At 60.8% G+C, this 11,857-nt stretch carries 10 protein-coding genes and 1 tRNA gene; 3 read left to right on the top strand and 8 right to left on the bottom strand.

Annotated features, from left to right (window positions below; translation table 11 throughout):
- Window positions 1-25: 25 nt before the first annotated feature.
- A tRNA-Val gene (locus tag DVR09_RS11280) sits at window positions 26-100 on the bottom strand.
- Window positions 101-178: 78 nt separating this feature from the next.
- Window positions 179-571, bottom strand: a complete 393-nt coding sequence (gene cpdR, locus DVR09_RS11275) for a cell cycle two-component system response regulator CpdR (RefSeq protein WP_115417009.1) — start codon at window positions 569-571, stop codon at window positions 179-181.
- Between the two features lie 220 nt (window positions 572-791).
- Between cpdR and DVR09_RS11270 the strand changes: the two genes are divergently transcribed.
- Window positions 792-1,727, top strand: a complete 936-nt coding sequence (locus DVR09_RS11270; protein ID WP_115417008.1) for an N-formylglutamate amidohydrolase — start codon at window positions 792-794, stop codon at window positions 1,725-1,727.
- A 208-nt stretch (window positions 1,728-1,935) separates the two neighbouring features.
- Here the strand turns inward: DVR09_RS11270 and DVR09_RS11265 are convergent, their stop codons facing one another.
- The 5 genes from DVR09_RS11265 to DVR09_RS11245 all read right to left on the bottom strand — a co-directional run bounded on the left by DVR09_RS11265 (window position 1,936) and on the right by DVR09_RS11245 (window position 7,221).
- Entirely contained in the window at window positions 1,936-2,742 is an 807-nt protein-coding gene (locus DVR09_RS11265) for a class I mannose-6-phosphate isomerase (protein WP_234041416.1), read from the bottom strand.
- Window positions 2,739-3,776, bottom strand: coding sequence for a mannose-1-phosphate guanylyltransferase (locus tag DVR09_RS11260; RefSeq protein ID WP_115417007.1), 1,038 nt, complete (start codon window positions 3,774-3,776; stop codon window positions 2,739-2,741). The genes DVR09_RS11265 and DVR09_RS11260 overlap by 4 nt, the downstream gene beginning before the upstream one ends.
- Before the next feature lie 96 nt (window positions 3,777-3,872).
- A complete protein-coding gene (locus DVR09_RS11255) occupies window positions 3,873-4,949 on the bottom strand; it encodes a PDZ domain-containing protein (protein ID WP_115417006.1) in 1,077 nt (358 codons plus the stop codon).
- Entirely contained in the window at window positions 4,918-5,706 is a 789-nt protein-coding gene (locus DVR09_RS11250; protein WP_115417005.1) for a SapC family protein, read from the bottom strand. The genes DVR09_RS11255 and DVR09_RS11250 overlap by 32 nt, the downstream gene beginning before the upstream one ends.
- Window positions 5,707-5,772: 66 nt before the next feature.
- Window positions 5,773-7,221, bottom strand: coding sequence for an FAD-binding oxidoreductase (locus tag DVR09_RS11245; protein ID WP_115417004.1), 1,449 nt, complete (start codon window positions 7,219-7,221; stop codon window positions 5,773-5,775).
- A gap of 157 nt (window positions 7,222-7,378) precedes the next feature.
- Here DVR09_RS11245 and DVR09_RS17225 point away from each other — a divergent pair, with 157 nt between their 5' ends.
- Together DVR09_RS17225 and DVR09_RS11235 are read left to right on the top strand one after the other, a co-directional pair.
- Window positions 7,379-7,948 carry a hypothetical protein gene (locus tag DVR09_RS17225; protein WP_162814950.1) on the top strand — a complete coding sequence of 190 codons (570 nt, stop codon included), beginning with the start codon at window positions 7,379-7,381 and terminating at the stop codon, window positions 7,946-7,948.
- 119 nt (window positions 7,949-8,067) lie between these two features.
- Window positions 8,068-9,402 carry a DEAD/DEAH box helicase gene (locus tag DVR09_RS11235; protein ID WP_115417002.1) on the top strand — a complete coding sequence of 445 codons (1,335 nt, stop codon included), beginning with the start codon at window positions 8,068-8,070 and terminating at the stop codon, window positions 9,400-9,402.
- Window positions 9,403-9,450: 48 nt separating this feature from the next.
- Here DVR09_RS11235 and DVR09_RS11230 read toward each other — a convergent pair whose 3' ends face one another.
- Window positions 9,451-11,760 carry an ATP-dependent helicase gene (locus DVR09_RS11230; RefSeq protein ID WP_115417918.1) on the bottom strand — a complete coding sequence of 770 codons (2,310 nt, stop codon included), beginning with the start codon at window positions 11,758-11,760 and terminating at the stop codon, window positions 9,451-9,453.
- Between the last annotated feature and the right edge of the window lie 97 nt (window positions 11,761-11,857).

Below are 11,857 nucleotides of genomic sequence, written 5' to 3'. Positions count from 1 at the left end.
TTTTTTATGTCTCGAAAGGCTTCGATGGTGGGCGTACCAAGGTTCGAACTTGGGACCCCTACGATGTCAACATAGTGCTCTACCACTGAGCTATACGCCCACACCATCGGGCGCCCCTTGGTGGGGCAGGCGGGCGTTTAGCGGGGCTTGGATAACCACGCAAGACCCTATTGCGGACTTATTGCAAACTCGCGCTCACCCGTTCGTCGAGCACGCGTTCTACTTCCAGCACGAGGTCGCGCAGATGGAAGGGTTTCGACAGCACCTTGGCATGCGGTTGCTCGCGGCTGGCTTTCAGTGTCACGGCTGCGAACCCGGTAATGAACATAACTTTCGTGTGCGGACTTACCTCGTTGCATCGCTGAGCGAGCTCGATGCCATCCATTTCAGGCATTACGATATCCGAAAGCAGCAGATCGTATTGCGCGCCTTCGAGCAAGGGTATCGCGTCGGTTCCACGATCGACCGAATCGACCGAATATCCGGCATTGACGAGCGCACGCTCGAGATAGACGCGCATTGCGTCGTCATCCTCGGCTAGCAAGATTCGCTGAGTCGGTGTTTCCGTCATGGGCTCTATGTACTCCGGGCGTTTTAAAAAAGCATGTATCCGAAACAAGCAGTGTTAACGCGCATGCCGGGCCGAACCTGCTAGATGAGCGTGTGTACCCTGCTGCCGCAGGAAGCGCTGGACCAAGGCGTAGCTTGGCCCGTTACGAAACAAATCCCGACTTGATTAATCGGGGGGCGCAACCGACGATGTGCCGGTGGACGAAGGACAAGCAGGCGCGATGACCGATTTCGAACATTTCGAACATGTGTCGGGCGGTGCGATTCCCGGGCGGCAAGGGCCATCCTACCGGCTTTGGCGGCAAGGGAAGCCGTCCATCCCCATATTGGTTGCAGCGCCCCATGGTGGACGCTCCTATCCGAACGACGTGTTGGCTTGTTTGCGCGATCCCGAGCAAACTCGTCTGCGACTGGAAGACCGCTATATCGATGCAGTGGCGCGACCAGTCGCGCAGGCGACATCTTCCAGCCTGCTTCTGGCCGAAGCTCCACGAGCGATGATCGATCTCAACCGATCGGTCGACGATGTCGACTGGGGCATGGTCCGTGGTGCAAAGCCTGGCCGAGTGCGGCACTCGCTGGCCAATCGCCGGTCGCGTAGCGGCCTCGGTCTGGTTCCGCGGCGTATTCCCGGAATGGGTGAAATCAGGCAGCGTCCCCTGGCCAAGGCGGAACTGGATGCCTGGATCGAGGCAATCTACGTTCCCTATCATGCCGCGCTGGCCGCGGAACTGGAGCGGCTCCGCGACAACTGGGGCGTGGCGCTGCTGGTCGATCTTCACTCCATGCCTCCCCTCAAGAAGGCCCACGGTGAGGGCCGACCGGCAGAGTTCGTGATCGGAGACCGATTTGGCGCATCCTGCGATCCCGGGCTCGTCGATCTCGCGATCCGTTACCTCGGCAATCAGGGAAGGAGAGTGGCTCACAATCGTCCCTATTCCGGCGGGTACGTGCTCGACCGCTATGGACAGACGGCTCGGGGTATCCATGCGCTGCAGATCGAAGTCTGTCGCAGCACCTATCTCGATGCCCGGCTCGACCAGCCGAGTGCGCGATTAGGGGCGATAGCGAAGCTGCTTACGGGCCTGGTGGACACCTTGGGGGCCGAGGTCACTTCCATGGGACGCCTGAGCCACATGGCCCAAGCGGCGGAGTAAGAAAAAACCACCCCGCGTCGATAACGCGGGGTGGCCAAGGTTCAGGGAGGAAATGCACTCGCGTGCATTTGCCGGAAGCGCCATGAGGGAAAGCGCGACCGGGCACTGAAGGAAATGGGGCTCGAACGTCTGGGTTTCAAGGTTGCCGACACAGGCGCCAAGCCACGGCTCGGCGCAAAAAGGGAGCGGATCGCAGCAGCTTTCCGAATTAGTAGCGAGCTTGGGCGATCAACAAGAGGCCATCACCCGAAACTGACTTGTCGTGGATTGCCGAGGCCAATGCGCAGTCTCCGGCGCCGAGCGTTTCGCCCTCAAACGAGACTTCTCCGGAAAAGGGAATGAGCAGCGAGGGAGCCTGGCCGAGCTTGGGGAGGGGCACAGAACCCTGCGCGCGCCAATAGTGCAGGCGGAAATGCGGGCCATCCACGAGGAGTCCGGCATCGTTCCCCATCCTCGTCCGCAACTGTTCGGGATAGGGGCCCGTCGTGGCGACCTCGACCGCTTGGTCGAGATGCAGGTCGCGCGGACGGCCGTAATCGAACAGGCGGAACGTGATATCGGAATTCTGCTGTATCTCGATCAGGCTGACGCCGCCACCTATCGCATGCACCGTGCCTGCGGGTATATAGAAGACGTCACCCGCCCGGATTTCGTGCCAGACGAGCTTATCCACGATGGTTCCAGCGAGAGCTGAAGCGCGCATTTCTTCCGGGGTTATTTCATCGCGAAATCCAACGGCTATGGTCGCGCCGGGTTCGGCATCCAGGATAACCCAGCATTCGCTTTTACCCTTGCTTCCCAACCCCATGCCCTGCGCCTGGCGATCATCGGGATGAGCCTGAACCGACAGTCTTTCGCTGGTGAATATATACTTGACCAGCAACTCGTCGAGTTCATCCGGGGGGGCGAACCACACTTCGCCGATCCGGTTCTGTGACGGATGGGGGAAGGGGGCGGGCAGTCGGTCGACGCCCCAGATTTTGTCGACGAACGTGCTGGGCAGCTTGCGGATCACTGCTTCTTGCACCGACTTGCTTCGCCTACGCGTTGAACCGCGCTGCGTGCCGCGACCAAGACGTCATCGCCGTTGACGACCACCACGATATCGTCGGCCCCGACCAAGGTCACATGAGGGCCGTCACTATCGATCATCGAGCCCCTGGCGCCGATGATCTCGCCAGGTCCGGCGATGACGTTCTCCTGCGAAGGGGAAAGGCGCTTCTGGAATAGAGCATCCCAATTGCCGATGTCGGACCAGCCCATGGACACATCCACCATGGCCGCGCGATCGGTATTCTCCATGATCGCATAGTCCACCGATTCGCCCTCGACGGCGGCGAAAAGGGCATCGTCGGGCCGGATGGTCGTATCGGCGTGCTGCCCCCTATCGAAAGCCTGCTTGGTTCGCGCGGCCATATCCGGCCGATGCCTCGCCAGTTCCTCACGAAATCGCCCCGCCCGAAAAGCGAATATTCCGCCATTCCATGCGTATCCACCGTCCGCAATGAACTGGAGGGCCGTCTGGAGGTCCGGCTTCTCTACGAATCGCTCGACCCTGAAACCGTCTCCGACGGCCTCGCCGCGGCGAATATATCCATAACCGGTTTCCGGTGCGGTCGCCTGAATACCGAACGAAACCAACCAGTCTTCAGCGGCCAATCCCGCGGCGGCGCGGGCGGCGGCTTCGAAAGCAGGCGCATCCACTATGTGATGATCGCTCGGGCACACCAGCATGATATCGTCCGCATCGAGCGCGAGCGCCGCGAGAGCTATCGCCGGTGCCGTGTTCCGGCCGACCGGTTCGACGATGAAGTTCGCGTCCGGGGCAATTTCGGACGCTTGCTGCTGCGCGAATTGCAGGTGTTTGTCGCCCACCACAACGACCGGTCGCGTAAAGACATCACGATCGGAACACCGCTCGAGGGTGGATTGGAAAAGTGTCTTATCGCCCAAAAGAGGGATAAAGGGTTTCGGCTTGGCGGCCTGGCTCTTCGGCCACAGTCTGGTGCCGCTGCCACCGCATAGAACGACTGGAACGATATTCGACAAACCCTGACCTCCAGGCCGTACCGTGATCGCAGCAATGCTGATCTTCGGATAGGACTTTAGTCTGGCACACCGCCATGTCGAGATGAAGGTGATAACCTATCGTCTGGCCAACTCCTTTTCGAGATCGCTCGAGAAATGTGTCTTCCAATCGGCCAGACCGTCACCATTCAACTGTCTTGCCCGTTCGATCTTGGGCAGTTCCGCTTCGATGAATTCGACCCGTTCGTCCCATCCATCATGGGTGCGCTTGCGGAAAATCCAGCCACCATGCTTCGGCCCCCAAGTTCGCATGAAGGCGATGGCAGCGCGTGGATCGTAGCCCGCATTGTGCAGCAGCCACGGCATCAACCGGTCGGCGTCGCGTTCCGAAAGGCGTACCAGCCTGCGCTTCCAGCCGATATCTCCGAACGTCTGCGGATGACGAAGGATATTGTGTGCCATCTCATGCGCAATAGCGGCTGCGAAAGACGGTTCGTCATATGCGAAACCCGGAAAATTCTCCCCGACCATAACCCGCTTGCCATCGGCCGCGGCGTTCTTCTTGGAATCGATGAGTTCGAACCGCGTGGGACAGGCATCCACGCCGGCGATCCGGGCGGTTTGCTGCTCGCCGCCCAGAGGCTGGAACGAAATCTCGACCTGTCCAAGGGCGAGTGCTGCGTCCATCGCATCGCGAATGGCGAAGGCGCGCTGCCAGCGTGGGTCCGTTTTGGGCCAATCGCCAAGGATGGATTTTCCGTTTATGGACAGGATCGTATCGTTCTGAGCGATGCCCATCGCAGCAGCCGGTGATCCGGGCGCCACCGCCTGAACGCCAAGGTCGCCTGTCAGTTGGAACTGTGCACGCACGGCGTTCGGATCGCCGTAGCTATCGGCATCGTGAATCAGGAGGCCGGAAACCTTGACGGCCTCGGCACAGAACGGAGCATTGGCCGTGGCCAGTCGATATCCGACCCGGAAGAGGCGTTCCTCGCGGCGTTGGAAAATCTCGAGCGGAGCGGGCTCTCGGGCCGTTTGCTCCGCATCGCCCTCTGCCGCCACTGGGCCGGACAGGGCGAAGGCCGCCGTCGCCACCAAGGTACGAAGCGTACCGAAAAAGGGCGCGCGGCAGGAAGATCGCCGCGCGCCCGGAATAAAGCGATTAAGCGGTCGGAACACCGGCAGTCGCGGCATCGGGCTGCGGAACCTTGCCCTGCTGGAGTTGGCGACCGAAAATGGTCCGCATCATGTCCATCGAGAATATCTGCGCCCAGATCAGCGGCAGGAGCCCGTTTTCCGTCCATTTGCGGAGCTGATCGCCGCGCAGTTCGCGAAGCTTTTCCTGATTGATCATCTGGAATCCGCGATAAACAAAGGGCTTGTCGTTGCCCTGCTCGGTGATCGCGATTTCGCCTTCCATCAGCAGATCGTGGTCTTTGAGTTCTTTCATGAACTGCTGCGTCCGCTGACCGGCATGCTCGAACTGCTCACAGAATTCGAGGATTTGCTTGGTTCCTTCGCTCGCCTCGCCATTCTCGAACAGCGCCTGACCATCGTCGAATTCACCGACATTGTCGGCGGTGGGGTCGAAACACAGCGAAAGTTCGTCGGCATCGGGCTTCAGTCGAGCCAGCATGAAGGGATACCGGCGCACATAGGCGGGGATGTAAACCTGTTCGGTAACAACGCCCTCATCGTCGACGAAGGTGTTGACGCCATCGTTCAGCCCCATCAGCGCGAGGGGAACAGGGTCCGAACCGGTCGAAAAAACGATCGGCATGTCGCGCTGAGCCTGGACGAATTCGTCGACGGTCAGGGGAACGGCGTGCTGCTTCGCCAGCCATGGGGCCTTGGCCATCGGACGCGTGCGATAATTCGCGTGGTCCTTGCTGTTGAGGGGCATCAGGTCTTTGAAGAACAGGGGCAGATTGGGCTGCGGCGCGCTGGCCATGGATCTCTCCGAAATTCGATTGAATTGAGCGGCAGGCCCGATGGACATCCGCACGAAGCGGGCGCTTTACGGCGTTGCGGCCCTTGGTGCAAGCGGCACGAGCTTACCCGGATTGAGTATCCCCTGGGGATCCATTGCTCGCTTGATGACACGCATCAGATCAAGCGCCACGGGATCGCACAAACGGCCGAGTTCTTCGCGTTTCATCTGTCCGATACCGTGCTCTGCGCTTATCGAACCGCCGAATTCGGTCACTAGATCGTGAACATAGGCGCTTATCGCCTTGCCTTCCGCATTTTCCCATGCGCCGCGAATGGCGTCGGCGGGGGCGAGAACGTGATAGTGAATATTCCCGTCACCGAGATGGCCGAAGCCAACCGCGCGTGTTCCGGGAAACCGGTTCTCGATCCGCGGCGTGGCTGTTTCGATGAATTCGGGCATCCGGGCCACCGGAACCGAGATATCGTGCTGCATTGCCGGGCCTATCGCGCGTTCTGCCGGAGAGATACTTTCGCGCAGATGCCAGAAGGCTTCGGCCTGCGCTTCATTGGCGGCCACCACGGCATTTTCGGCTAGACCGCGTTCCATTGCGGTTTCGAACATCTGTTCCACGATCTGGTCCAGGTGCTCCGATTCGCGATCTTCGGTGACTACCTCGATCAGCGCATGCCAGGCGTGGTTCTCGGCCAGCGGAGCGCGGGCATCGGGCAGATACGCCACCACCGATTCGAGGCAATGTGCGGGCAGAACCTCGAATCCTTCGAGCGCCGATCCCGCCGTGTTCTCGCAATGACGCAGCAGATCGCGCGCTGCCGAGATGCTTTTCAAGCCGGCCCAGACGACGCGCCGGTCCGCAATTGCCGGCAGCAATCGAAGCGTCGCACCGGTCACAATACCCAGGGTTCCTTCCGAGCCGATCAGCAATTGCTTGAGATCGAAACCCCGATTGTCCTTCTTGAGCGGGACGAGGCCGGAGAATATTTGCCCATCCGCCATCACCGCTTCGATGCCGAGCACCTGGGCACGCATGGTCCCATGGCGCAAGACCTGGGTTCCACCCGCATTGGTCGAAATCAGGCCGCCAATGGTCGCCGATCCCTTGCCGCCAAGGGTGAGGGGAAAGCGCAGCCCTTGCGCCGATGCTGCCTCATGCAGCGTCTGCAAGACAACGCCTGCATCACAGGTAAGCTGGGCCGCATCGATATGGAGGTCGCGGATGGTGTTCATCCGGCGCAACGACAGGAGTACGCTCGTTCCGCTTGCGTCGGGAGTAGCGCCGCCCGACATACCGCTATTGCCCCCTTGCGGCACGATCGGCACGTGATGTTCGGCGCAGAGTTGGACGAATTGACTGACTTGCGCGGTTGTCGCGGGTGAAGCGAGCCCCATGGCGGCGCCGGTATAGCGTCCGCGCCAGTCGGTCAGCCAGGGATCGACCAGTTCCGGATCGGTGGTGAAGCCGCGTGGTCCAAGAAGGTCGATGGCGGCACTGCGGAAGAGGGCTGAGTCGGTCATTTGCGGTCTTCCTGCCACAGCTTACCGCCCCGACGCCACCACTTGCCAATCGGAGACAAACAATTAAGCCCGTATTCAAGCGTGGGGGCGCAAATGGTACGCATATGATTTCCCGCACGTAATGAACTGCGGTCGAGGAGCGTTCCAAACAAGGCCCATGCCCTTTCCGTCCCCTCTCATTGCCATGCTGGTCGCATTGGGCTCGCCCCAAGGCCTTGAGGACCGTGCGGACGTCCCTCAAGCGGATGTTGCGCGGCACGGTCGTCCTGACGTCGAGGCGCTCTCGGCATCGGGCGTGGTTTTGCCAGGGTTCGAGGACGGTCGTAAGGTGCCGGTTTCCCGCCAGGTACGGATAGAGCGCCGCGTCATTCTGAGGATCAGCCCGCAGCCCGGTAACACGCGACGCGACCTGCTCGCGCAACTTCCACGTCGGGCGGCTGCGCCTCGCCTTGTGGAGCGCCCGCACGGAAAATGCCTCGATGCCAGCGAAATCGTCGGAGTTTCGGACCGGGGTAGCCGATTGGTCATCTATCTCCGCGATAGGCAGATCATCACTGCGAAGCTTGAGAAGGCCTGCAGTCCGCGGGATTTCTACCTCGGCTTCTATGTCGAACGCAGCGATGACGGGAAATTGTGCGTCGATCGCGATCGCTTGATGTCCCGCGCCGGGGCCAGGTGCCGGATATCGAAATTCAATCGCCTCGTGACCTCCAACCGGGATCGCTGAGACGGCCTACGTGCCGTTTCCTTGACTTTTCCGGCATTTCCGGCAAAGGGCGCGACGAGCCGATATTGCGGACGCGCAGGTTAGGGTCGGCCATTATTCCAGGGACAGTTTCGAACCGCATGACTTTCGCCGATCTCGGCCTTTCCGAAGACTTGCTCAAGGCAGTAAGCGAAGCCGGCTATACGCAGCCGACCGACATCCAGCGCGAAGCGATTCCGCCGGTGCTGATGATGAAAGACATCATCGGTATCGCGCAAACCGGAACGGGCAAGACGGCCAGTTTCGTGCTGCCCATGATCGACATCATGGCCAGCGGGCGCCGCCGCGCGCTGATGCCGCGCTCGCTCATACTTGCACCTACCCGCGAGCTTGCGGCGCAGGTTGCCGAGAATTTCGAGAAATATGGCAAGAATCACGATCTCAAGCTCGCGCTGCTGATCGGCGGCGTGCAGATGGGCGATCAGGTCAAGGCGCTAAACGATGGGGTCGATGTCCTGATTGCCACGCCGGGCCGCCTGATGGACCTGTTCGAGCGCGGAAAGATCCTGCTCAATGGCTGCGAACTGCTCGTCATCGACGAAGCCGACCGGATGCTCGACATGGGGTTCATTCCCGATATCGAATTCATCTGCTCCAAGCTTCCCGAAGCGCGGCAGACCATGCTTTTTTCGGCAACCATGCCCCCGCCGATCGAAAAACTGGCGAAGAAGTTTCTCAGGAACCCGAAGCGGATCGAAGTCAGCCGGGCTGCCACCACGAACAAGGACATCACGACCTTCAAGGTTCCGGTACAGAGCCGCCAGAAGCGCGAGACCCTGCGCTGGCTGCTCAACCACGACCATGTGGAAACCGCGATCGTTTTCGCCAATCGCAAAACCACCGTGCGCGAGCTCAATAAGAGCCTCCAGCGGCACGGCTTCCGCAGCGGTGAGATTCACGGTGACATGGATCAGTCGAACCGGTTGAAGGAACTGGATCGTTTCAAAGCGGGCGACATCAATATTCTGGTGGCTTCCGATGTCGCCGCGCGGGGGCTCGACATCAAAGGTGTCAGTCACGTCTTCAATTTCGACACCCCCTGGCATCCCGACGATTATGTCCATCGCATCGGTCGTACGGGCAGGGCAGGGGCCAAGGGCCGCGCCTTCACATTCGTCGCGAAAGAAGACGCGGAAGCAATTTCCAATGTCGAGACCCTGACCGGAGCCACCATCAAGGTTTTCGGCAAGGACGATGTCAGGGTCGATCTGGTAGAGCAGGAAGCGAAACGGGAGGACGAACCTAAGCGCCGCTCCGAGCCGCGCGAAGAGGCTGTATCTCCCCGCGAGAAGCCCGCACGCAGAACGAAGCCCAAGGGCGAACCGCGCAAGCGCCGCGATGACGATGATGCGCCGGTCGCAGCGGGCGAATGGAACGGGCCTAAGCCGGCCTTCCTCGATATTTCCGCAACCTGAGTTCGTATCGCTCACGGGGCAGGCGCATCCGCCCTGCGTCCGTTGCTCCTAGTCGGCCAGCTTCACGAAACTGTCGAGCACCCGTTTCTCGCCTGCCTTTTCGAATTCGATCGTCAGCTTGTTGCCTTCCTGGCCGGTGACGCATCCATAACCGAACTTGTCGTGAAACACGCGCGCGCCGATGGCGATATCACTGCGCGGCTTGGCAGCGAAGCTGGCGACGCTGCGCCCGGGCTCGGCCAGGCGCTTGGGTGTCGTGTCATAACCGGTGGATAGCGCACGCTGCCAGCCAGGGCCGCGCGCTCCGGAGCGGTCGGGACGGTTCGACGAAACATGGGCAAAGGGGTCTTCGGTCTCGGTCCAGTTGGCGCGCCACAAGGAGGCGCCGCCGGTCATGGTCGTCTCGCTCGTGATCTGCTCTTCGGGCAGTTCCTCGATGAAACGGCTGGGAATCGAACTGGTCCATTGCCCGTATATGCGCCTGTTCGCCGCATGCAGGATCGTGCAGCGGCGTTTGGCGCGCGTGATCGCGACATAGGCGAGGCGGCGTTCTTCCTCGAGGCTGGCGAGCCCGCCTTCGTCGATTGCCCGCTGGCTGGGGAAGACGCCTTCTTCCCAGCCGGGCAGGAAGACATGATCGAATTCCAGCCCCTTGGCCGCGTGCATGGTCATGATGGTGACCTTCTCGCCGTCACTGGCGCGGTCGTTGTCCATCACCAGGCTGACATGTTCGAGGAAATCGCCGAGCGTCTCGTATTCTTCCATCGCACGGGCGAGTTCGGTGAGGTTTTCGAGCCGACCGGCGCTTTCGGGGCTGCGGTCCTTCTGGAGCATTTCCTCGTAACCGCTTTCGGCGAGCACGGTGCGCAGCAGCTCCGAGGGTGTGACCTTTTCCGCCAGTTCGCGCCAATGCGCGAACTGTCCGAGCAGGCCGACAAGGCTGTTCCTCGCCCGCGTCGGCAGTTCGTCGGTTTCGCACAGATCGAGGCTGGCGGCTGCGAGAGGAGCTTGCATACGGCGAGCATGACGGCGCATTGCCTCCAGCGTCTTCGCCCCGAGGCCGCGTTTGGGCTGATTGTAAATGCGTTCGAACGCTAGGTCGTCTGCGGGCTGGGCAATGGTGCGCAGGTATGCCAGCGCATCGCGGATTTCGGCGCGCTCGTAGAAGCGGAAACCACCAACGATCCTGTAGTTGAGCCCGATCTGGATGAAGCGGTCCTCGAATTCGCGCGTCTGGTATTGCGCCCGCACCAGAATCGCGACCTCGTCCAGCGGCGCACCTTCCGATTCGAGCCGTTCGATTTCCTCGCCGATGCGGCGCGCTTCTTCGGGAGCATCCCATATGCCGATGATGCGCACCTTCTCGCCCGCCGGCAGTTCGGTCCACAAGGTCTTGCCGAGCCGTTCGCTATTGGCGTCGATCAGGCCCGAGGCGGCAGCGAGAATCTGAGGTGTGGAGCGGTAATTCTGCTCCAATTTGATCACCGCCGCGCCCGGAAAATCCTTTTCGAACTTGAGGATATTGGCGACTTCTGCGCCGCGCCATGAATAGATCGACTGGTCGTCGTCCCCCACCACGCAGATATTCTTGCGGGTCTGGGCAAGCAGGCGCAGCCACAGATACTGGACCTGGTTGGTGTCCTGATATTCGTCGACGAGAATGTATTTGAAGCGCTGCTGGTACTGGCTGAGCACGTCGTGATGCTGGCGGAAAATGTTCAGCATGTGCAGCAGCAGGTCGCCGAAATCGCAGGCGTTGAGCGTTTTCAGCCGGTCCTGATAGAGCTTGTAGAACTGCGTGCCACGGCCATTGGCATAGGCTTCGTTCTCCACCGCATCGAGATCACCTGGATTGAGGCCGCGATTCTTCCAGCGGTCGATCAGCCCGGCGAGCTGGCGCGCAGGCCAGCGCTTTTCGTCGAGATCGTTTTCCCGAATCAGTTGCTTGAGAAGGCGCAACTGGTCGTCGGTGTCGATGATAGTGTAATTGCTTTCGAGCCCCACAAGTTCGGCATGGCGGCGCAACATTCGCGCGCCGATCGAATGGAAAGTGCCGAGCCAGGGCATCCCTTGGACTGCATCGCCGATGTGACGTCCCACACGCTCGCGCATTTCGCGCGCCGCTTTATTGGTAAAGGTGACGCAGAGGATTTCACTGGGCCATGCGCGGCGTGTTGCGATCAGGTGGGCCAGCCTTGCGGTAAGCGCCGCAGTCTTGCCTGTGCCGGCGCCAGCGAGCATCAGGACTGGCCCCTCCGTGGTGAGAACGGCTTCTCTCTGAGGCTCGTTCAAACGCTCCGCATAGGCGGGAATCCGGGCATTTTCCGGTGCGGTTGCAGGGGCAATTTCGGAAGTCATAGTCTGAGTGAACAGGTAGGGAACACCTGTGCGGCGCGCAAGAGGCGCCTCGGAACCCTCCACCCCGCTCTTGCGTATTTATGCGCGTAGGAAACCG

Origin of the sequence: Erythrobacter aureus (assembly GCF_003355455.1) — a bacterium.
Lineage (GTDB): Bacteria > Pseudomonadota > Alphaproteobacteria > Sphingomonadales > Sphingomonadaceae > Qipengyuania > Qipengyuania aurea.
The sequence above is the reverse complement of the archived record's forward strand: the minus strand, read 5'-3'. Positions and strand labels throughout refer to the sequence as shown.

Excerpts from the sequence above, each read along its gene's own strand:
- cpdR (WP_115417009.1), bottom strand. The coding sequence starts at position 571 with ATGACGGAAACACCGACTCAGCGAATCTTGCTAGCCGAGGATGACGAC.
- DVR09_RS11270 (WP_115417008.1), top strand. The coding sequence starts at position 792 with ATGACCGATTTCGAACATTTCGAACATGTGTCGGGCGGTGCGATTCCC.
- DVR09_RS11255 (WP_115417006.1), bottom strand. The coding sequence starts at position 4,949 with ATGCCGCGACTGCCGGTGTTCCGACCGCTTAATCGCTTTATTCCGGGC.
- DVR09_RS11250 (WP_115417005.1), bottom strand. The coding sequence starts at position 5,706 with ATGGCCAGCGCGCCGCAGCCCAATCTGCCCCTGTTCTTCAAAGACCTG.
- DVR09_RS11245 (WP_115417004.1), bottom strand. The coding sequence starts at position 7,221 with ATGACCGACTCAGCCCTCTTCCGCAGTGCCGCCATCGACCTTCTTGGA.
- DVR09_RS17225 (WP_162814950.1), top strand. The coding sequence starts at position 7,379 with ATGCCCTTTCCGTCCCCTCTCATTGCCATGCTGGTCGCATTGGGCTCG.
- DVR09_RS11235 (WP_115417002.1), top strand. The coding sequence starts at position 8,068 with ATGACTTTCGCCGATCTCGGCCTTTCCGAAGACTTGCTCAAGGCAGTA.
- DVR09_RS11230 (WP_115417918.1), bottom strand. The coding sequence starts at position 11,760 with ATGACTTCCGAAATTGCCCCTGCAACCGCACCGGAAAATGCCCGGATT.